Origin of the sequence: Bacteroides faecium, assembly GCF_012113595.1 — a bacterium.
GTDB lineage: Bacteria > Bacteroidota > Bacteroidia > Bacteroidales > Bacteroidaceae > Bacteroides > Bacteroides faecium.
On sequence record NZ_CP050831.1, the window covers coordinates 6,366,148 to 6,386,830 of the forward strand.

At 44.8% G+C, this 20,683-nt stretch carries 17 protein-coding genes and 1 rRNA gene; 3 read left to right on the plus strand and 15 right to left on the minus strand.

The features are described 5' to 3' along the window. Nucleotides 1-15 precede the first annotated feature (15 nt). From BacF7301_RS24125 to BacF7301_RS24150, 6 genes are all read right to left on the minus strand, one after another. Complete coding sequence (locus BacF7301_RS24125; RefSeq protein ID WP_167966759.1) at nucleotides 16-1,323, minus strand: alpha-L-fucosidase; 1,308 nt, start codon at nucleotides 1,321-1,323, stop codon at nucleotides 16-18. A 104-nt stretch (nucleotides 1,324-1,427) separates the two neighbouring features. After that, nucleotides 1,428-2,699: an adenylosuccinate synthase gene (locus BacF7301_RS24130; RefSeq protein WP_167966760.1), complete on the minus strand. Its 1,272-nt coding sequence runs from the start codon at nucleotides 2,697-2,699 to the stop codon at nucleotides 1,428-1,430. Next, nucleotides 2,696-3,184 (minus strand): Fur family transcriptional regulator, encoded by a 489-nt coding sequence (locus BacF7301_RS24135; protein ID WP_167967294.1) that lies wholly within the window; start codon nucleotides 3,182-3,184, stop codon nucleotides 2,696-2,698. The genes BacF7301_RS24130 and BacF7301_RS24135 overlap by 4 nt, the downstream gene beginning before the upstream one ends. An 80-nt stretch (nucleotides 3,185-3,264) precedes the next feature. After that, nucleotides 3,265-3,924 carry a DNA alkylation repair protein gene (locus tag BacF7301_RS24140; protein ID WP_167966761.1) on the minus strand — a complete coding sequence of 220 codons (660 nt, stop codon included), beginning with the start codon at nucleotides 3,922-3,924 and terminating at the stop codon, nucleotides 3,265-3,267. A gap of 7 nt (nucleotides 3,925-3,931) precedes the next feature. Beyond that, nucleotides 3,932-5,980 carry a dipeptidyl-peptidase 3 family protein gene (locus tag BacF7301_RS24145; RefSeq protein WP_167966762.1) on the minus strand — a complete coding sequence of 683 codons (2,049 nt, stop codon included), beginning with the start codon at nucleotides 5,978-5,980 and terminating at the stop codon, nucleotides 3,932-3,934. A 96-nt stretch (nucleotides 5,981-6,076) separates the two neighbouring features. Further along, the gene (locus tag BacF7301_RS24150) at nucleotides 6,077-6,541 is read right to left on the minus strand and encodes a helix-turn-helix domain-containing protein (protein ID WP_167966763.1); all 465 of its coding nucleotides are present in this window, start codon (nucleotides 6,539-6,541) and stop codon (nucleotides 6,077-6,079) included. A gap of 269 nt (nucleotides 6,542-6,810) precedes the next feature. Here BacF7301_RS24150 and recQ point away from each other — a divergent pair, with 269 nt between their 5' ends. Beyond that, nucleotides 6,811-8,619: a DNA helicase RecQ gene (gene recQ, locus BacF7301_RS24155; protein ID WP_167966764.1), complete on the plus strand. Its 1,809-nt coding sequence runs from the start codon at nucleotides 6,811-6,813 to the stop codon at nucleotides 8,617-8,619. Between the two features lie 153 nt (nucleotides 8,620-8,772). Here recQ and BacF7301_RS24160 read toward each other — a convergent pair whose 3' ends face one another. Next, a complete protein-coding gene (locus BacF7301_RS24160; RefSeq protein WP_167966765.1) occupies nucleotides 8,773-9,591 on the minus strand; it encodes a tetratricopeptide repeat protein in 819 nt (272 codons plus the stop codon). Between the two features lie 23 nt (nucleotides 9,592-9,614). Continuing rightward, a complete protein-coding gene (cysK, locus tag BacF7301_RS24165) occupies nucleotides 9,615-10,565 on the minus strand; it encodes a cysteine synthase A (RefSeq protein WP_167966766.1) in 951 nt (316 codons plus the stop codon). A 131-nt stretch (nucleotides 10,566-10,696) separates the two neighbouring features. Between cysK and BacF7301_RS24170 the strand changes: the two genes are divergently transcribed. Then, nucleotides 10,697-12,532, plus strand: a complete 1,836-nt coding sequence (locus BacF7301_RS24170) for an LTA synthase family protein (protein ID WP_167966767.1) — start codon at nucleotides 10,697-10,699, stop codon at nucleotides 12,530-12,532. A gap of 97 nt (nucleotides 12,533-12,629) precedes the next feature. Beyond that, nucleotides 12,630-13,319, plus strand: a complete 690-nt coding sequence (locus tag BacF7301_RS24175) for a phosphatase PAP2 family protein (protein WP_167967295.1) — start codon at nucleotides 12,630-12,632, stop codon at nucleotides 13,317-13,319. 145 nt (nucleotides 13,320-13,464) lie between these two features. On the opposite strand, the gene leuB is transcribed toward BacF7301_RS24175, so the two are convergent. The 7 genes from leuB to rrf form a co-directional block, all read right to left on the minus strand. Then, nucleotides 13,465-14,526 (minus strand): 3-isopropylmalate dehydrogenase, encoded by a 1,062-nt coding sequence (leuB, locus tag BacF7301_RS24180; protein WP_167966768.1) that lies wholly within the window; start codon nucleotides 14,524-14,526, stop codon nucleotides 13,465-13,467. A 68-nt stretch (nucleotides 14,527-14,594) separates the two neighbouring features. Continuing rightward, nucleotides 14,595-16,139 carry a hydroxymethylglutaryl-CoA lyase-like TIM-barrel protein gene (locus BacF7301_RS24185; protein ID WP_073342738.1) on the minus strand — a complete coding sequence of 515 codons (1,545 nt, stop codon included), beginning with the start codon at nucleotides 16,137-16,139 and terminating at the stop codon, nucleotides 14,595-14,597. After that, nucleotides 16,121-16,717 carry a 3-isopropylmalate dehydratase small subunit gene (leuD, locus tag BacF7301_RS24190; RefSeq protein ID WP_167966769.1) on the minus strand — a complete coding sequence of 199 codons (597 nt, stop codon included), beginning with the start codon at nucleotides 16,715-16,717 and terminating at the stop codon, nucleotides 16,121-16,123. The genes BacF7301_RS24185 and leuD overlap by 19 nt, the downstream gene beginning before the upstream one ends. A 42-nt stretch (nucleotides 16,718-16,759) precedes the next feature. Continuing rightward, nucleotides 16,760-18,154 (minus strand): 3-isopropylmalate dehydratase large subunit, encoded by a 1,395-nt coding sequence (gene leuC, locus BacF7301_RS24195; protein ID WP_167966770.1) that lies wholly within the window; start codon nucleotides 18,152-18,154, stop codon nucleotides 16,760-16,762. 71 nt (nucleotides 18,155-18,225) lie between these two features. Continuing rightward, nucleotides 18,226-19,722, minus strand: a complete 1,497-nt coding sequence (locus tag BacF7301_RS24200) for a 2-isopropylmalate synthase (protein WP_167966771.1) — start codon at nucleotides 19,720-19,722, stop codon at nucleotides 18,226-18,228. A gap of 403 nt (nucleotides 19,723-20,125) precedes the next feature. Beyond that, a complete protein-coding gene (locus BacF7301_RS24205; protein ID WP_167966772.1) occupies nucleotides 20,126-20,383 on the minus strand; it encodes a hypothetical protein in 258 nt (85 codons plus the stop codon). A 136-nt stretch (nucleotides 20,384-20,519) separates the two neighbouring features. Next, a 5S ribosomal RNA gene (gene rrf, locus BacF7301_RS24210) occupies nucleotides 20,520-20,630 on the minus strand. Nucleotides 20,631-20,683: the final 53 nt, after the last annotated feature.

Genomic DNA, 20,683 nt, shown 5'->3' on the forward strand with positions numbered 1-20,683 from the left:
AGAATTAGCTAAAAATTAGTCAATTGTAAGTTCTACCACATAGTCAATATCTTTCGGCACATCGGCAAACTCCAGCAAAACGCCTGCTTTCGCCTTGCTAAAACGAACTTGTGACTGGTCTTTGAACAACACCGCCTTCTTCACCTTTTTATCTGCCAAAGGTAAAAACAGCGCTTTGTCCTTCAGGTTGAGGATATGCACATAGAGCTTATTTCCTTTCTGTGTTGTCACTCCCCAGTCATGCGGGGCAACTGCACCGCCACGTGTTCCATAAATGGTTTCGCCATACTGCTTCATCCACTCTCCCATCTCCGCCAAACGTTCTACTGCCACTGCCGGAAGCTCTCCATCGGGCTGAGGGCCGATATTCATCAAAAGATTAGCATCCTTACCGGCAGCCTTCACCAAATAATGAATCAATGTCCTGGCAGATTTATAATTGGGGTCAGTAATCTTATATCCCCACATACCATTCATCGTTTCGCAAGTCTCCAAAGGCAGGTGACTTACATCCTGTCCCGAAAGTCCCGCCGAATTTTCACCAGGCAGGTCACGTTCGAAAATCTGAATATCTTCCCCCGCAAAAGGCATCTGATGATGGTTATTACCTATCAGACATCCCGGTTGAAGCTTATGAATCAATGCATATTGTTCGGGCAATTCCCAATTAAATGACTTGTTTTGGTCCTGGTCCCACCATCCATCGAACCAAATAGCACCTACCGGCCCGTAATTCGTCAATAATTCCGTCAACTGATTATTCATGAATTGATAATAGCTCTTCCAGTCGCCCTGCGGATTGGTACGTCCCGTTCCGCGTCCTGTACGTCCCCAGGGATAATCTTCACGCGCCCAGTCAAGGTGTGAATAATAGAAATGAAGCTTGATTCCATGCTTTGCACAAGCAGCTGCCAGTTCCTTCACAATATCTCTTTTGAAAGGAGTTGCCTTGACTACATTATAATCCGAATACTTGGTGTCGAACATAGAAAAGCCCTCGTGGTGGCGGGTAGTGAAACAGATATATTTCGCTCCCGAAGCCTTGATAGCTTCCACCCATTTATCGGCATCAAACTTGGAAGGATAGAATCCACCTGCCAGTTTGGCATATTCTTTATAATTCAGATTATGGTTTGTCATAGTCCACTCACCGGTAGCCAACATGGCATACAGTCCCCAATGAAGGAAAATACCAAACTTATTGTCCTGAAACTCCTGACGTGCTTTCAGGTTCTCTTCGGTGGGTTGATAAGAAGAAGACTGGGCAAATGTACTGACGCCCACGGCGAGCAGTAAAAAGATAGAAAGAAAACGTGTTTTCATAAGCGTTATTATTTATGTGTGTTTAAAATAGAAAACAAGAGGTTTGGAATAAGAAAGGCGGAGATAAAAATGCTCCGCCTTCCCCCTATATAATTATCAGTTTGTTATTCTTCAGTATAACGTTCGATAGTCTGCGCTCTGTCAGGCCCAACAGATACAATCTTGATTTCAACACCAAGTTGCTCTTCCAGGAAAGTCAGGTAAGCATTGAATTCTTCGGGGAACTCATCTTCGCTCTGCATCTTGGTCATATCAGTTTTCCAGCCCGGAAGTTCTGCATATACAGGTTCCACGCCGTCGGTAATGTCATACGGGAAGTAATCAATTTCCTCACCATCCATTTTGTAAGCTACACAAGCCTTGATAGTGTCGAATGTATCGAGAACATCGCTCTTCATCATAATCAATTTGGTAACGCCGTTTATCATCACAGAATACTTCAACGCTACCAGGTCAATCCATCCGCAACGACGTTTACGTCCTGTCACCGAACCGAACTCATGTCCCAATGTACACATCTTATCTCCTGTTTCATCAAACAATTCTGATGGGAACGGACCTGCACCCACGCGGGTACAATATGCCTTGAAGATACCATACACTTCGCCGATACGATTGGGAGCTACTCCCAGTCCGGTGCATGCACCAGCACAAACGGTATTGGAAGAAGTCACGAAGGGGTATGAACCGAAATCAATGTCAAGCATCGTACCTTGCGCACCTTCACAAAGAACGCTCTTGCCATCCTTCAGCAGATTATTCACTTCATGTTCGCTATCTACGAAATGGAATTGTTTCAGATATTCGATGCCTTCCAGCCATGCCTTTTCCAATTCCGTGAGGTCATACTCATAGTTCAGACCTTTCAGGATTTGTTCGTGGCGTGCTTTTGCAGCAGCATATTTTTGTTCGAAGTTATGAAGTATATCACCTACACGAACACCGTTACGGCTAACTTTATCCGTATAAGTAGGGCCGATACCTTTTCCGGTAGTTCCTACTTTGGCGTCACCCTTGGCAGCTTCGTAAGCAGCATCGAGGATGCGGTGTGTCGGAAGAATAAGATGAGCTTTCTTTGAGATGTGCAAACGTTCTTTCAACGGATGGCCTGATGCTTCAAGAGCTTCCGCTTCTGCTTTGAACAGTGCCGGGTCGAGTACCACACCGTTACCGATGATGTTTACCTTGTTTCCCTGAAAAATACCGGAAGGAATAGAACGAAGCACATACTTCTGTCCCTCGAACTCAAGTGTATGACCGGCATTCGGGCCGCCCTGGAAACGAGCAACCACATCGTACTTAGGTGTTAAAACGTCGACTACTTTTCCTTTACCTTCGTCGCCCCATTGTAATCCTAAAAGAACATCTACTTTCATTTTTCTTTTTTATTGTTGTTATTAACTTTCTTCTTTTTGTTAGCTCTGTCGCACTTGCTGCATATTCCATATATATATAAGGAGTAATGCGAAAGTTGGAAGCGGCTTAATTTCGTATTTTCAATGGCATGCTGCAAATCCTCGTTCTGAAACTCGGTCACTTTACCGCATTGCATACATATCTGATGGTGATGCGTATCGCGGTTATATGATTTTTCGTATTGGGAAGAAGTTCCGAACTGGTGCTTGATGACCAGCCTTGCATTGATAAGAAGAATAATGGTATTGTAGAGAGTTGCCCGGCTCACCCGGAAATTCTCCTGGTCCATCATCCGTGAATAGAGCATGTCTATATCGAAATGGCCGTCGATAGAATAGATTGTATCGAGTATGGCGTATCGTTCAGGAGTCTTACGATGCCCGTTCGCCGTGAGATATTCCGTGAATATCTGCCTTACTGTATCTTTCACGTTTTGAGTTTCCATCATCAGCCAAAATTAGCGCCAACAAAGTTAAGCCTTTTTTGCGGAACGCAAAAGGATTTCTTTGATATTTATCAGAGCAGTCATTCTGTCTCTGCTTTCACCATATTATAAAGCATCTGTTCTCCTATTACGGCAGAATCAGCCATTCCTTCCACCATGCGGCACACCTGGAAAGCATGCTCTTCGCTATGCTGCATATATTTGCGGATTACCAGCAGAGCTGCATTGCGCACATGATAACTTTCGGAATGAACGCTGCACATTGCCTGGTCGAGCAGCTCGCCGGAAGCCCGTTCGGCCATATCCCCCTTCTTCATCAGAAGCCGGGCGGCAGTCAGGAAACCGCAAGTCTGCACATACTCCCGTTCATCGGCTATCCAGTGGAAAGACTTGGCAGGAGCATACGGCAGGTTTTGGAAAAGGTTCATACAGGTCAGTTCCGCAATTTCGATATTCCGGATGTCTTCCACCCAGATATCAGCGATTTCGGGATAGAAAGTGTCAATCGGTTGAAGCATTCCCGCCAAAATCTTACATTCGCGAATCTCCTCTTTCCACAAGGCTTGCGCCAGGTCGTGATTCTTTTCGTAGCTTTCGGCAATCATTTTGATGCGGGGCAGCTCCACTCCGAAATTGAGTTTGTACACCAACCCTTTTTCACGCATACTTTGGGACACAGCCCCGTTCATGGAAAGCCGGAGCTGTGTTTTAATAGCTGTAAGTTGTTCTTTAATATCCATTTTCAGATTAGTTGTTTACTGAAGGAAGTGGAGAATAATCCTTGCTGTAACGCAGCATTTGTTCTACATACCCTTCATCATAAGCCACAGTGACATCTGTAATGTTTCCGTTTTCATCTGTCACCAATTCATATTTCGGATTCACAAAGCCTTTGTAAGGAGCCAGGTTCAGCTTCTTATAACGCTCCAATATTTCAGCATGCAGAGCCGGGTCTACCTTCACCGCATAATTCTCCACCAACGAACGGGCACCTGCAAAGTCGCCTGTCGATTTGATGCGCTGAATTTCAGCCAACAATTCACCGAACAATTCACGTACCTTTTCATAATCATTGATAACGACATATGTCTTTCCGTCTTTCTTCACCAATTCCACGACCTTGTCCGCCGCTCCTTTTTCAAATACCCAACGGGCAATTAACTGGCGGTTGCGCATATGAGCTTCTTCAACCGTGTTTCCCGGTTCGATACGTACCAACTGCGTCATCAAGCCGTTCATCAGATACGTATAATATTGAGCTTTGTAAGCCTCGGGAGAAGACAGAAGCTTCAGTTCCACCAGTTTCGGATCGGCCACATAATAGAGTCCGAACAAATCGGCACGTGCTTCTTCAATTGTAGAACCATAAGCCTTCAACGCGTCAGGGTCGACACCCGGAAGCAACTTGCCCGAACCGTGTCCCAGACATTCGTGCAGGTCAGTATGAAGTTCATCCGTCAGGTCGGAATAGGCATCAATCAATTGTCTTTCCGTATCACTGTACACAAATTCTTCATTGAACCCGTTTCCATGAGCCGCCTTGTTATAAGCATCTGTAATGTTGCCGATAGTCACCGACTTGGAACCGTGATGAGCACGAATCCAGTTGGCGTTCGGCAGGTTGATACCGATAGCCGTAGCCGGATAAAGGTCACCGGCAAGGATAGCGGCAGTAATCACTTTCGCCGATACGCCTTTCACTTCATCTTTCTTGAACGATTTATCTACCGGAGAATGGTCCTCGAACCACTGCGCATTGCTACTGATAATCTCCGTGCGGTGCGTAGATTCAATATCCTTGAAGTTCACCAGTGATTCCCAACTAGCCTTCATTCCCAGCGGGTCACCATAACTTTCCGTAAATCCATTCACAAAATCAATGCGTGAATCCAGGTCTTTCACCCAAAGGATGGCATATTCATCGAAATCCTTCAGATTACCGGTTTCATAGAACTGAATCAGCTTGGTGATAACCGCTTTCTGCGCATCATTCTCTGCCACTGCTTCAGCCTTCTTCAGCCAATAAACGATTTTTTCGATAGCCTGTGTATAAAGTCCGCCTACTTTCCATACTTTCTCCTGCAACTTACCGTTCTCTTTTACCAAACGGCTGTTCAAGCCATACGAAACCGGAGTCTCATCCTTCGGATCTTTCATCGCACCATAGAAATCTTCCGCTTCCTTCTGCGTCACTCCGTCGTAGTAGTTACAAGCGGAAGTCAATACAAGATCCTCGCCATCCGCCTGGTTCACCCGCTTCGGCATAATAGCCGGATCGAAGATAACAGGGAAAAGTTCATCGCAAAGTTGTCCGGCAGTCTGCCCTTCCGCCAGCGGAAGCAACCCGGCATCAAGTCCGAGTACAGCCTGTTTCAGAAAATCCTGCGAGAAGCCGGGTACAAACTTCTCCGTTCCATAATGATGATGAATACCATTGGAGAACCATACCCTTTTCAGGTACACTTCCATGTTCTTGAAATCAGGAGTCGTTTTATCACCCTGATAATTAGTATATACCGCTTCGAGCATCCGACGGATTCTCAAATTATATTTTCCATTTTGGTCAAACAGAATATCCCTTCCTTCCTGAGCAGCCTCTGCCAGGTAATAAATCAGTTCTTTCTGTTTCAGCGTCAGTTCCTCAAATCCGGGGACTTTATAACGCAAAATCTGTAAATCTGCAAATTGTTCCACTGTATAATTGAATTTATCTGCCTCGGCAGTTGTTGTTTTGGCTCCGCCGCACGACGTTAGAATCGTAGCAGCTACCGCCATTGAAATAAGATGTTTATTCATAATGCTAGTGTTGATTAATTAAAAACAAGAAAAGGAATTATCTCCAAAATTTTTCATTTAGAGGTAATTCCTTTCGATTAATTTCGGAATGCGCAATTACTTTTTGTTTTCCAAATGTTTTTTGCGATATCCGTTAGGAGTTTCACCTACGTTCTTGTAAAATGCAGCGTAAAAAGATTGACGATTTGCAAAACCAACCATGGCGCTAATCTCTTCCACATTTTTGTCGGCATAACGTTTATCAGTCAATAAATGCAAAGCATCTTTTACTCTGTATTCATTCAACAGACAAGAATAGTTCATGCCGAAACGTGAGTTCACTACTGCAGAAAGGTAACGAGTGTTCGTCTTCAGCTCTTTCGCCAAATCTTTCGCTGAATAGTCAGCATCCTTGTACTTCTTCTGTACAACGATGATATTCAGGATCTTGTCATACAACTCGTCTGCCAATTCCGGTCTGATTAAAGACCTGTATGCAGCCTTCTTTTCTTTCTTTTCCCTCAAATTGTAGGGACGTTTTTTCGGAGTTTCTTCCGATTTTTTGTTCTCTAAATCACTCATTGAATTAACTGGTTAGGGTTTGTTCATTTGTTAGTACTCGCATATTTGCAACGTAACATGTTACAAATGTCTTACTTTTTTTTTAAACACACAATTATTTTGTGCATTTTTTTTCTAAATAAACAATCAAAAACCTTGAAAAAGAGGGAATAAGCTCGAATAATAAGAAACTTTAACCTTTTTATATTTCATCTCGGAAACTGAAATCTACACATTGCGGAAATTGCGAAAGAAAAACGTACCTTTGCAGCAAGATTAAAATGACATCCATGAGAGAAACTCTGAAGAAATATTTCGGATACGACAGTTTCCGTCCCCTGCAAGAAGATATCATCCGTCACATCCTCAACAAGAAGGATGCATTAGTGTTAATGCCTACTGGCGGGGGAAAATCAATCTGTTACCAGCTCCCTGCCCTGCTCTGCGAAGGTACGGCCGTCGTAGTGTCGCCGTTGATCTCATTAATGAAAGATCAGGTGGAAGCATTGTTGGCAAACGGAGTCGCCGCCGGAGCATTGAACAGCAGTAATGACGAAACGGAAAACGCCAACCTGCGCCGTGCCTGCATCGAGGGACGTTTGAAGCTGCTTTACATTTCACCGGAGAAATTACTGGCAGAAAAAGACTATTTATTGCGAGATATGCATATTTCCCTGTTCGCTATTGATGAAGCGCACTGTATTTCGCAATGGGGACACGATTTTCGACCGGAATACACTCAAATGGGGGTACTTCATCAACAATTCCCGCAAGTGCCGATTGTTGCCCTGACTGCCACCGCAGATAAAATCACCCGCGGAGACATTGTCCGTCAACTCCATCTTATCGAACCCCGTACTTTTATATCGTCTTTCGACCGCCCCAATATCAGCCTGACGGTAAAACGCGGTTTCCAGGCAAAGGAAAAGAATAAAGCTATCCTCGACTTTATCCACCGACACGAGGGAACAAGCGGAATCATTTACTGTATGAGCCGAAGCAAGACGGAGACAGTAGCCCAAATGCTGCAGAAGCAGGGGATTCGTTGCGGAGTTTATCACGCCGGATTGTCTACGCAGCAACGGGACGAGACGCAGGATGATTTCATCAATGACCGGATTCAGGTGGTATGTGCCACGATTGCCTTTGGCATGGGTATCGACAAGTCAAATGTCCGCTGGGTCATCCACTATAACCTTCCCAAAAGCATAGAAAGCTTTTATCAGGAGATAGGACGTGCCGGACGGGACGGTCTGCCAAGCGACACCGTCTTGTTTTACTCATTGGGCGACTTGATATTATTGACTAAGTTTGCCACGGAAAGCAACCAGCAGAGCATCAACCTGGAAAAGCTCCAACGTATGCAGCAGTATTCGGAAGCGGATATTTGCCGGAGACGAATCCTGCTAAGTTATTTCGGAGAAACGACTACCGAAGATTGCGGAAACTGTGATGTCTGCAAAAATCCTCCTCAACGATTTGACGGGACGGTCATCGTGCAGAAAGCATTAAGTGCCATTGCGCGTGCAGAACAGCAAATCAGCACAGGGTTGCTGATTGACATTCTTCGCGGGAATTACTCGGCGGAAGTGACCGGAAAAGGATACCAGGAACTTAAAACGTTTGGCGCAGGGCGGGATATTCCACCTCGCGACTGGCAGGATTATCTGCTTCAAATGCTCCAGTTGGGCTACTTCGAGATCGCTTATAATGAGAATAATCACCTCAAAATCACGTCAAGCGGAAGCGATATACTTTTCGGGAGAACACAAGCAACACTGGTGGTTATCCACCATGAAGAAGCTGCCACTCCCAAAGGGAAAAAGAAGAAAGTGGTTATCGCCAAAGAACTTCCCTTCGGTGCGGCAGGCGGAGAAAGCGAGGATTTGTTCGAAGCATTGCGCGGATTACGAAAACAACTTGCCGACCAGGAAGCGCTTCCCGCCTATATCGTCTTGTCGGACAAGGTTTTACATCTGCTCAGTATTTCACGTCCTACCACTATTGAAGAGTTTGGGGAAATCAGTGGTATCGGAGACTATAAAAAGAAGAAATATGGAAAGGATTTCGTCAAGCTGATTAAGCAGTTTGTGGAATAATCCTTCGGAAAATGATATTATTAGGCACGGATTACACGGATTTCACGGTTTTAAGAAATTATTTAATTAAAAAACCGTGTTAATCCGTGTAATCCGTGCCTAAATTTATTATATAAGCTAATTTATAAACGGGCACTTAAAACAAATCATACATCACTTACACTGTTGAAGTTGTTGGTGCAAATCAGCAGGCGGTACTCCTAAAGAGATGGCTTTCTCAAAATCAGCTTTTGCCAATGCTTTCTTCTTTTGAGTCAGATAGATATTTCCACGCAACAGATAAGCATCTGCCGATGATGCATTCAGCCTGATAGCTTCTTCCAAATCCACCAATGCCAAATCGTCGTGTTTCATCTCACGCTCCACATCGGCACGGGCGACATAAAGTATTGCGTCGTCAGGACTTTCCACAATCATCTTGTTCAGAATATCAAGAGCTTCACGAAATTTTCCTTCTTTCTGCTCCAGAGTAGCCAGTCCCAACCGACCGCTATAACTCTGCGGGTCAATCTCCAGCAAACGGTTATAGTCTATCCGCGCAGCCGGATAATCCCTGCGAACCACATAAATATAAGCACGCATCAACAATGCTTCTTTGTTCTGTTTATCCTCATCAAGCACCTGACAGTAATCCGTGTAAGCACGGTCTGTCTTTCCCATTTCCATATAAATGGCAGCACGGTCAAGAAGAATGGGCACTGCCAACGGAGCAAAATTCAAGGCAAACGAATACGATTCCAAAGCCTTGTCGAACTCTCCCAGCCGACGTTGTACCAACCCTAAATTAGAAAAGAGCAGGGCGTTCTTTGCATTCTTCGGTTCCAGCTTCAATGCCTGAAGCAGAAGTTTTTCAGCTTGGGGAAGACTGTCCTTCTCGATGCATTCAATTGCTTTTTCAGACAACTGTTGATAGGTCTGCGCACAAATGGCAACCGGAAAACAAAAAAGCAATATTATAATAATTCTTATCATATAGTTCGGTTATAATTAATGAATCAATCCAACGGATACGCGTCAAATGCAAACAACTCGGTAGACAAGTAACGCTCTCCCGTATCAGGCAACAACGCTACGATTTTTTTGTTCTGAAACTCGGGACGCTCTGCCAACCGGCGGGCTGCATATACCGCCGCACCCGAAGAAATTCCTGCCAACAAACCCTCTGTTGCCGATAATTCGCGTCCGGCACGAATCGCTTCATCATCGGGCACACCAATTACCTCATCCACCACAGATGCATCATACAACTTCGGAATAAAGTTCGCCCCGATTCCCTGAATACGATGCGCAGCTGCCTGCCCGCCCGCCAGTATAGGAGACGACGCCGGTTCCACCGCTACTATATAAACATCCGGATTGTGTTTCTTCAATGCACGGGCTACACCGCAAACAGTTCCACCCGTACCGACTCCGGCAACAAAAACCGCTACTTCACCGTCCGTATCCCGCCATATTTCTTCACCCGTCGTACGTTCATGGGCGGCAGCATTGGCAGGATTTTCAAACTGTTGCAAAATCACCGAACCGGGAATACTATCACGCAACTCCTCTGCCTTGGCAATAGAAGCAGCCATCCCGCCCAATCCGTCTGTCAGTACAATTTCAGCGCCGAGTGCCTTCAACAGATTCCGCCGTTCCAGGCTCATTGTTTCAGGCATAGTCAATATCAGATGATACCCTTTAATGGTAGCCACCATTGCCAGTCCGACACCGGTATTTCCACTTGTCGGTTCAATAATTGTTGCGCCGGGTTTCAACGCTCCACGTGCTTCAGCATCTTCAATCATCGAAAGAGCCACCCTGTCTTTTACGCTTCCAGCCGGATTAAAAGACTCCAGTTTGGCAATTATATTTTGTTTCAGACCATACTTTTCGCTATAACCGGAAAGTTCCATCAAAGGGGTATTCCCCACTAAATCTGTTAGTTTCTTTGCAATCTTAGCCATTTCATTACTTAATTTTTGTCACATTTAGGGCAAAGATATGGAAAAAAAGGTATGTTTTACATCACATCATAAGAAAGATAAGGAAAAGTATAGTAACTTTGTATCCGTTCAATCTTTTTAAGTTTACATATATGAAAAAGAGAATTATACAATTTCTCACGACCTATTTTTTGTTTGTCCTTCTGTTCGTTCTTCAAAAACCTATCTTCATGGTTTACTACCATGAACTATATAGCGGTGTATCCTTCGGCGATTATTTCAGTGTCATGTGGCACGGACTGCCCTTGGATTTTTCACTTGCCGGCTACCTCACCGCCATTCCGGGACTTATACTCATTGCTTCCGCCTGGACAAAATCATCCATACTCCGGCGTATCCGGCAAGTCTACTTCGGAATAATCGCTTTCGTCATGGCTTGCATCTTTATCATTGACCTCGGACTGTATGGCTTTTGGGGATTCCGCCTGGATGCCACCCCTATTTTCTACTTCTTCTCTTCGCCCAAAGATGCTATGGCAAGTGTCAGTTTTTGGTTTGTCCTGTTAGGCATACTGGCGATGCTTATCTACGCCGCCCTCTTATACTATATATTCTACATGGTTCTCATCCGCGAAAGAAAACCATTAAAGATACCCTATCGGCGACAAAATGTCTCTCTCGCACTTCTGTTGCTGACAGCCGCCCTCTTTATCCCTATCCGCGGCGGTTTCACCGTATCGACCATGAATTTGAGCAAAGTATATTTCAGCCAGGATCAGCGGATGAACCATGCCGCCATCAACCCGGCATTCAGTTTCATGTACTCCGCTACCCATCAGACCAATTTCGACAAGCAATACCGCTTCATGGATCCGAAAGTGGCGGACGAAATCTTTGCAACGATGCTTGACAAGCCCGCCACAGCCACAGACAGCATCCCGCAATTATTGAACACCCAACGCCCGAATATCGTCTTTATCATTCTCGAAAGTTTCTCCACACACCTGATGGAAACTTTCGGCGGACAACCCAACGTAGCTGTCAACATGGATAAATTCGCAAAAGAAGGCATCTTATTCAGTAACTTCTACGCCAGTAGCTTCCGCACCGACCGCGGACTGGCATCCATCATCAGTGCTTATCCCGGACAACCGAGTACCAGCATCATGAAGTATCCCGAAAAGACAGATAAACTTCCTTCCATCCCCCGCAGCCTGAAAAATGCCGGATATAGCTTGGATTATTATTACGGCGGAGACGCAGACTTCACGAATATGCGCTCTTACTTAATATCTTCCGGCATTGAAAAAATCGTTTGCGATAAAGATTTCCCCTTGTCCGAACGTACAAGCAAATGGGGAGCGCAGGATCATGTCCTGTTTCAACGCCTGATGAAAGACATTAAAGAAGAAAAGCAACAAGAACCTTTCCTGAAATTCGTTCAGACCTCAAGCAGCCATGAGCCGTTTGAAGTGCCGTTTCACCGACTGGATGATAAAGGACTCAATGCCTTCGCTTACGCTGATAGCTGCGTAGGCGACTTCGTTAAACAATATAAGGAACTTCCACTATGGAAAAACACCGTGTTTGTGCTCGTTCCTGATCATCAAGGAGTCTACCCGTATCCGATAGAAAATCCATTGGACGGACAGACTATTCCTCTTATTCTAATTGGCGGAGCAATCAAAGAACCCCGTGTCATAGATACCTATGCTTCACAAATCGACATTGCCGCCACCCTGCTTTCACAGTTAGGATTGCCGCACGATGAATTTACCTTCAGCAAAGATATTATGAATCCGGCATCCCCGCATTTCGGATATTTCACCCGTCCGAACTTCTTCGGTATGGTGACTCCCGAGAATCAATTGGTGTATAACCTGGATGCCAACACCGTACAACTCGACGAAGGCACGGAAAAAGGAGCGAACCTGGAAAAAGGAAAAGCCTTCCTGCAAAAGCTCTACGATGATCTTGCCAAACGATAGGAACTGGGCATTATAGAAGATTTATAAGGTAATATAGGACAATTTCCTATTCTTTATTGTATATTTGCTGCGTTAAAAAATAGAACAATAAAGAATGATGGTAAATACAAACATCGTCAAATTCCTGTCAGAGATAGATACTAGTATCTTTCTGTCTTTCAATGGTATCCACTCCCCCTTTTGGGATTACTTTATGACTTCCTTCACCGGAAAGATTATTTGGGTACCTATGTACGCAACCATCTTGTATATCCTGCTAAAGAACTTTCACTGGAAAGCGGTACTTTGTTATGTGGCGGCTATCGCTCTCACAATTACTTTCGCCGACCAAATGTGCAGTAGTCTTATTCGCCCGGTTGTAGCACGACTTCGTCCTGCCAACCTCGAAAACCCAATTGTGGATATGGTATATATCGTCAATGGCTACCGTGGCGGAAGTTACGGATTCCCGTCATGCCATGCCGCCAATTCATTCGGTCTTGCCATGTATGTGATCTTCACATTTCGCAAACGCTGGCTGAGTATTTTCATTATAACATGGGCTGTACTTAATTGCTATACCCGCATTTATCTGGGTGTACACTATCCCGGCGATTTACTTGTCGGCGGTATCATCGGCGGATTCGGCGGATGGATGTTCAGTACCCTTGCTCATAAGGCAGCCGCTTATATAGAACCGTCTACCCGTATAAGAAGAAATGATATAAAGCAGTCGTCAATCACGATTTATGTAGGATTGCTGACAGTACTCGGTATTCTTATCTATTCCACGATTAAAAGCTGGTAAAGTTCACCACAGATTACACAGATTCACACAGATTTTAAATCATGAAAAAAGATATTCCATAAAAGGAATAAACAAAAAATGGGGATATTTATTAAATATCCCCATTTACTAATCTGTGTGAATCTGTGTAATCTGTGGTGAAATATCAAGCCTTCCTGATATAGTCAGCAATCCATTGTCCAACTTCTTTCGTTCCGTATTTTTCACCACCGGCAACCTGAATTTCCGGTGTACGCACGTTCGCGTCCAAAGAAGCGTCTACCGCTTTACGAATTAACGCACCTTCTTCTTTCAGGTCGAAATATTCGAACAACATAGCTACGGAAAGAATCTGTGCCAACGGATTAGCAATGTTCAATCCCTTAGCCTGCGGCCATGAACCGTGAATCGGTTCGAATACCGGAGTACTCTCGCCTGTAGAAGCAGAAGGAAGCAAGCCCATAGAGCCACTGATTACCGAACCTTCATCAGTCAGGATATCACCGAATGTATTTTCAGTAACCATCACGTCGAAGAATGCCGGCTCTTGAATCATCTTCATGGCAGCATTATCCACAAACATATAGTCAGTCGTTACTTCCGGGTAATTAGGAGCCATTTCCTGTGCAATCTGACGCCACAGACGGGAAGAAGCAAGGACATTCGCCTTATCTACCACTGTCAGGTGTTTTCTGCGTTTCATTGCATATTCGAAAGCCACTTTGAGGATACGTTCGATTTCAGGGCGGGTATAATAATTGGTATCATAAGCCTTATCGTTATCCTGGTATTTTTCACCGAAATACATACCACCTGTCAGTTCGCGGATACAGATAAAATCGGCATTCTCTACCAGTTCCGCACGCAACGGAGACTTGTGAATCAGGCATTTGAATGTCTGTACGGGGCGGATATTAGCGAAAAGTCCCAGTTTCTTACGCATGGCCAACAAACCTTGTTCAGGACGTACCTTAGCAGTAGGGTCATTATCAAATTTCGGGTCGCCTACGGCAGAGAACAATACAGCATCCGCATCCTTACAAACCTGATAGGTTGCTTCAGGGAACGGATCACCCACTTTATCTATCGCGTCGGCACCACAAATGGCGTGTTCGTAACTTACTTTGTGACCAAACTTTTCGCAAACGGCACTCATTACCTCTACACCTTGCACAGAGATCTCCGGTCCGATACCGTCGCCTGCTAATACAGCAATTTTAAAATCCATAATTGTTAATTCTTCTATTTATATATTCTTATAAAAACATTCTTCGCTTCGGGCAAGCAGCATCCCGCTTACTCTTTCTCATATTCATCTTCTATGAGATTCAGCATCTTCATAGTAGCTTTGATGGCAGCTTCCGTCTGGTCGGCATCCAGTCCACGGGTACGGAACACCTGTTCGTCATAACTCCATGTGATTACCGTCTGCACAAACGCATCCGTACGTCCGCCGGGCGGGATAGTTACCGCATAATTGGTCAGCATCGGGAATTTACGCCCCAGCGTCACCTTATATATCTTACGCAATGCACGGACAAAAGCATCATACTGACCGTCTCCACCCGAACTTTCTTCGTACTCTTTTCCGTTGATTTCTATCTTCAACGTTGCCATCGGCTTCAAGCCATGAGCGAGATTTACGAAATAGCTCTTCAGTCTGACCTTCTCGCCTATCGAGCCATGTTTCAATACATCAGAAACAATGTACGGCAAATCTTCCTGCGTCACCAGTTCCTTCTTGTCACCCAGTTCGATAATGCGTTCCGTCACTTTGCGCATGGATTCTTCGTCCAGTTGCAGTCCGAGGTCTTCGAGATTCTTGCGGATATTTGCCTTGCCGCTTGTCTTGCCCAACGCATATTCACGCTTGCGCCCGAACCGTTCGGGAAGCAGGTCATTACAATACAGGTTATTTTTATTGTCACCGTCGGCATGCACACCCGCCACTTGTGTAAAGACATTCTCGCCCACAATCGGTTTGTTGGCAGGTATCATGATACCCGAGTACGACTCTACCACCCGGCTGACATCATTCAGACGACTTTCGTCGATATTGGTCACCGCATTGAAATGATCCTTCAGGATAGCCTGTACACTTGCGAGAGGGGCATTACCCGCCCGTTCGCCCAGTCCGTTGATGGTAGTATGCAATCCTTTGACACCGCTCAACACCGCTGCCAGCACATTGCTCACCGCCAAATCATAATCATTGTGCGCATGGAAATCGAAATGAGTATTCGGATAACGTTTCTTCATCTTCCGCATATACTCTATTACCTGCAACGGATTCAAGACTCCCAACGTATCAGGCAGCATGAAACGCTTGATACTCGTCTCCTTTAATCCGTCTACCAACTGGAATACATATTCGGGAGAATCCTTTATGCCGTTACTCCAGTCTTCCAGATAGACATTGACGGTTATATCCTGCTCATCGGCATAGTGCACCACGTCGATAACGTCCGCCAGATGTTCTTCCGGTGTCTTTTTCAGTTGTTGCGTACAATGCTTCAGCGAACCTTTGCAAAGGAGATTAATCACACGGCAACCGGCACTCTGTATCCAGTCTACCGAAGTATGGCCGTCTACAAACCCCAGCACTTCCACTTTTTGGAGCAGATTGCGCCGGGCTGCCCAGTCACAAATCATCTTCACAGCTTCAAACTCGCCTTCCGATACTCGTGCCGAGGCAACCTCTACCCGGTCTACCTTCAAATCTTCCAATAGCAAACGGGCGATCATTAGCTTCTCATGAGGCACAAAAGATACTCCGCTGGTTTGTTCACCATCACGGAGCGTTGTGTCCATGACTTCTATCTTCACGCCTTCTTTTCCCATTCTTCTATTTTGTCTTTATTGCTTAGCAGGAAATCTATATCGTCCAATCCGTTCATCAAACAATGTTTCTTGTAAGCATTGATTTCGAAATGTTCACTTTTACCTGTCGCCTTGTTGGTGATGGTCTGTTCGGGAAGGTTCACTTCCACTTCCATCTTCGGATCCGCTTCAATCGAATCGAACAGTTCTTGCAGGAATTCTTCGGTAACAACCACCGGAAGCACAAAGTTGTTCAACTCGTTGTTCTTATGAATATCGGCAAAGAAACTGGATACCACCACACGGAAGCCATATCCGGCAATCGCCCAGGCTGCGTGTTCGCGGCTCGAACCGGAACCGAAGTTCTTTCCCGCCACCAATACCTGTCCGCTGTATGTAGGATTGTTCAACACAAAATCCTTATTCAGAGAACCGTCGGCATTGTAACGCCAATCACGGAAAAGGTTATCACCAAAGAATTTCTCTTCACGGGTAGTTGCTTTCAGGAAACGAGCCGGAATAATCTGGTCGGTATCTACATTTTCTAAAGGCAGGGGTACACAAGTACTTGTTATGATATTAAATTTTGTCTTAGCCATCTGTTTATTTACTATTTAAATATTTACGATTTACGATTGAAATCACATCAATTCCCTCGGATCGGTAATCACACCTGTCACCGCAGCCGCAGCCGCTACCAGCGGACTGGCCAACAATGTACGTGCACCCGGTCCCTGGCGACCTTCAAAGTTACGGTTGCTGGTAGATACCGAATATTTGCCGGCAGGAATCTTATCATCATTCATCGCCAGACAAGCAGAACATCCCGGCTGACGGATAGCAAAACCAGCTTCAGTCAGTATCTTGTCGATGCCTTCCTTACGAATCTGCGCATCTACCATCCAGGAACCCGGAACCAGCCATGCGATTACGTTGTCCGCTTTCCTGCGACCTTTCACAAGAGAAGCAAATGCACGGAAATCTTCAATACGACCGTTTGTACAAGCACCCAGGAATACATAATCAATCTTCTTGCCCAGTAAAGACTCACCCGGCTCGAATCCCATATAATCCAATGATTTCTTGAAAGAAACCTGTGCGGCTTCGCCCATTCCTTCTGTAGTAGGGATATGCTGAGTGATGCCCATACCCATTCCCGGATTGGTTCCGTAGGTAATCATCGGATCGATATCAGCCGCGTCAAAACGTACTTCCTTATCAAATACGGCATCATTATCACTCTTCAATGTTTTCCAATGTGCCACTGCTTTTTCCCATTCTTCTCCTTTCGGAGCATTCTCACGACCTTTGATATATTCAAAAGTCACTTCGTCAGGAGCAACCATACCACCACGCGCACCCATTTCGATAGAAAGGTTACAGAGCGTAAGGCGTCCTTCCATTGTCATGTTGCGGATCACCGAACCTGCATATTCTACAAAGTATCCGGTAGCACCACTGGTAGTCATCTTGGACATCATATACAAAGCCACGTCTTTTGCAGTCACACCTTTGCCTAGTTCACCGTCCACAGTGATACGCATCGTTTTCGGTCTTGACTGAAGGATACATTGCGAAGCCAGTACCATTTCCACTTCACTCGTTCCGATACCGAAAGCAATCGCTCCCATAGCGCCGTGAGTAGAAGTATGAGAGTCACCGCAAACAATAGTCATTCCCGGCAAAGTCAGACCGCGTTCCGGACCTACCACATGGATGATACCATTCTTCGGATGCATCATGCCGTAATGTGTCAGACCGAAATCTTTTGCGTTCTGCGTCAGAGTGTCCACCTGTGTCTTGGAGATAGCATCTTCAATCGGTTTGTCCTGATCGTGAGTCGGCGTATTGTGGTCGGGCATACAGAATACCTTTTCCGGACGTAATACTCCGATTCCACGTTCCCGCAATCCGGCAAAGGCTTGCGGGCTTGTTACTTCATGACAATATAGACGATCAATGTAAAGCTGTGTAGGGCCATCTTCCACGGTAGTCACCACGTGGGCATCCCATATCTTATCAAATAATGTATTCATCTGTTTATTTACTATTTTACTAATTACTATTTTCTTTTTTAAACCGGCTTATCTATTCCCAAACCTGCTTTTCACGAATTGAATTTGTTAATACAGTCGATATAGGCTTCTACTGAAGCGGCAATAATATCCGTATTCGCGCCGAAACCATAATAAACCTGGTTATCATATTCCACCTGCATATGAACTTTACCTACATCATCACTTCCCTTGCTGATAGCCTGAATAGTAAATTCTTTCAGCGTCATGTGGCGGTCTACAATCTTTTTCAATGCCTTGATAGCTGCATCTACCGGACCGTTACCGCTGGCACAACCTTCAAACTTCTCACCGGCGATATTCAATCCCAGGCTGGCTACCGAACGAACACCGACACCACTCGTCACTTGCAGGTATTCCAGTTTGATGCGGTGGTTCTCGCTACGGTCTGCACCTGCCAATACCAAAATATCATCATCATTAATATCTTTCTTCTTATCGGCCAACTTCAAGAATTCTTCGTAAACCTTGTCCAGTTTTTCCTGGTCTAACTCAACACCCAGGATAGTCAGGCGGTTCTTCAAAGCGGCACGTCCGCTACGGGCAGTCAGTACGATTGAGTTGTCGTCAATACCCACATCGTGCGGATCGATAATCTCATATGTCTGTACATTCTTCAACACACCATCCTGATGGATACCCGAAGAGTGGGCAAAGGCATTGCGACCTACGATAGCCTTATTCGGCTGTACCGGCATATTCATCAAGCTGGATACCATGCGGCTGGTCGGATAAATCTTCTGTGTATTGATATTAGTCTGAATGTCAATTTCGTGGTGGCTCTTGATAATCATAGCGATTTCTTCGAGTGCCGTGTTTCCGGCACGTTCGCCGATACCGTTGATGGTAACTTCCACTTGGCGTGCGCCATTCAAAACACCAGCAATCGTATTGGCAGTAGCCATACCCAAGTCATTGTGGCAGTGAGTGGAAAGGATTGCATTTTCAACGCCGTCTACATGGTCGATCAAGTATTTAATCTTAGCGCCATATTCCGAAGGCAAGCAATAACCAGTCGTATCCGGTATATTGACTACCGTAGCTCCTGCCTTGATAACTGCTTCTACTACACGTGCCAAATACTCATTGTCCGTACGACCGGCATCTTCCGCATAGAACTCTACATCGTCTACAAAACGACGGGCATATTTCACGGCAGCTACCGCACGCTCGATAATTTCTTCACGATTCGAGTTGAACTTATATTTAATATGCGAATCGGAAGTGCCGATACCTGTATGAATACGTTTATGCTTTGCAAATCTCAACGCATCGACAGCTACATCAATATCTTTTTGAACAGCACGAGTCAGAGCACAGATAGTAGGCCAAGTCACCGCTTTCGAAATTTCAATTACTGAATTAAAGTCACCCGGGCTTGAAATGGGAAATCCGGCTTCAATCACGTCTACCCCCAGTAGTTCCAATGCCTTTGCTACCTGAATCTTTTCTACTGTATTCAACTGGCATCCCGGAACCTGTTCGCCATCCCTAAGGGTGGTATCAAAAATAAATAACCTATTGTCCATATTCTTTTTATATTATGTAATTATTAGCATTAAAAAAAGCCTTTCACACTTGGAAGTGAGAAAGGCTTTCGTATATCTTCATTTATACACATTTACGCGCAGCACTCACTTCCACTAACCTTTGATAGTAGAATAATAATACCGCATAGTAGAATATGTATAAACATTTGATTCATTTCTTGTCTCTTTTTATAGTTTGACGGTGCAAAGGTATGGATTATTTCGTTACTACCAAATAAAACGTTACTTTTTTCTCGAATAAAATTTCATTTCATAAGTTAAACCCGATTATAATCTAGAATATATCACGAATAGAGGGACATATTCCATTAAACGAAAAGGGGGAACAGAGTGTTTTGGTTCACTCCGTTCCCCTTTTGTCTTATTGTTCTAAATCAATAGATTACTTCTTATCGCAGCATTCTTTCTTTTCTGCGCAATCAGCTTTCTTATCGCAATCTGCTTTTTTATCACAAGCAGTAGCACAAGAATCCTTAGCCTGGCAGCAAGAATCACCTTCAACAACAGCAGCAGCTTCTACAGTTTCTACAGTTGCTTCTTCGCCTTCGGCAGCAGCGTTAGTAGTTTTGTTACCAGTACAAGACATCATTGCAAAAGAAAATGTTACGGCTACGGCAGCCAAAAATAATTTAGTTTTCATACCTTTCAAATTTGCTTTAAACGTTTAATAAAATAATTGTCGGTGGCAAATATAGCATTTTTTTCTCAGACTACCTATAAAAGTGCGTAAATACAGAAAGCCCCTTGATTCTTTGATGAATCAAGGGGCTTCTTAAAAACGGCGGCTACCTACTCTCCCACTGTTACGCAGTACCATCGGCGTGACGAGGCTTAACTTCTCTGTTCGGAATGGGAAGAGGTGGAACCCTCGTGCTATAACCACCTGAATAAGGTTATGACATGATGAAAAAGTAAAATTAGCAATAGCTAAACGTATATA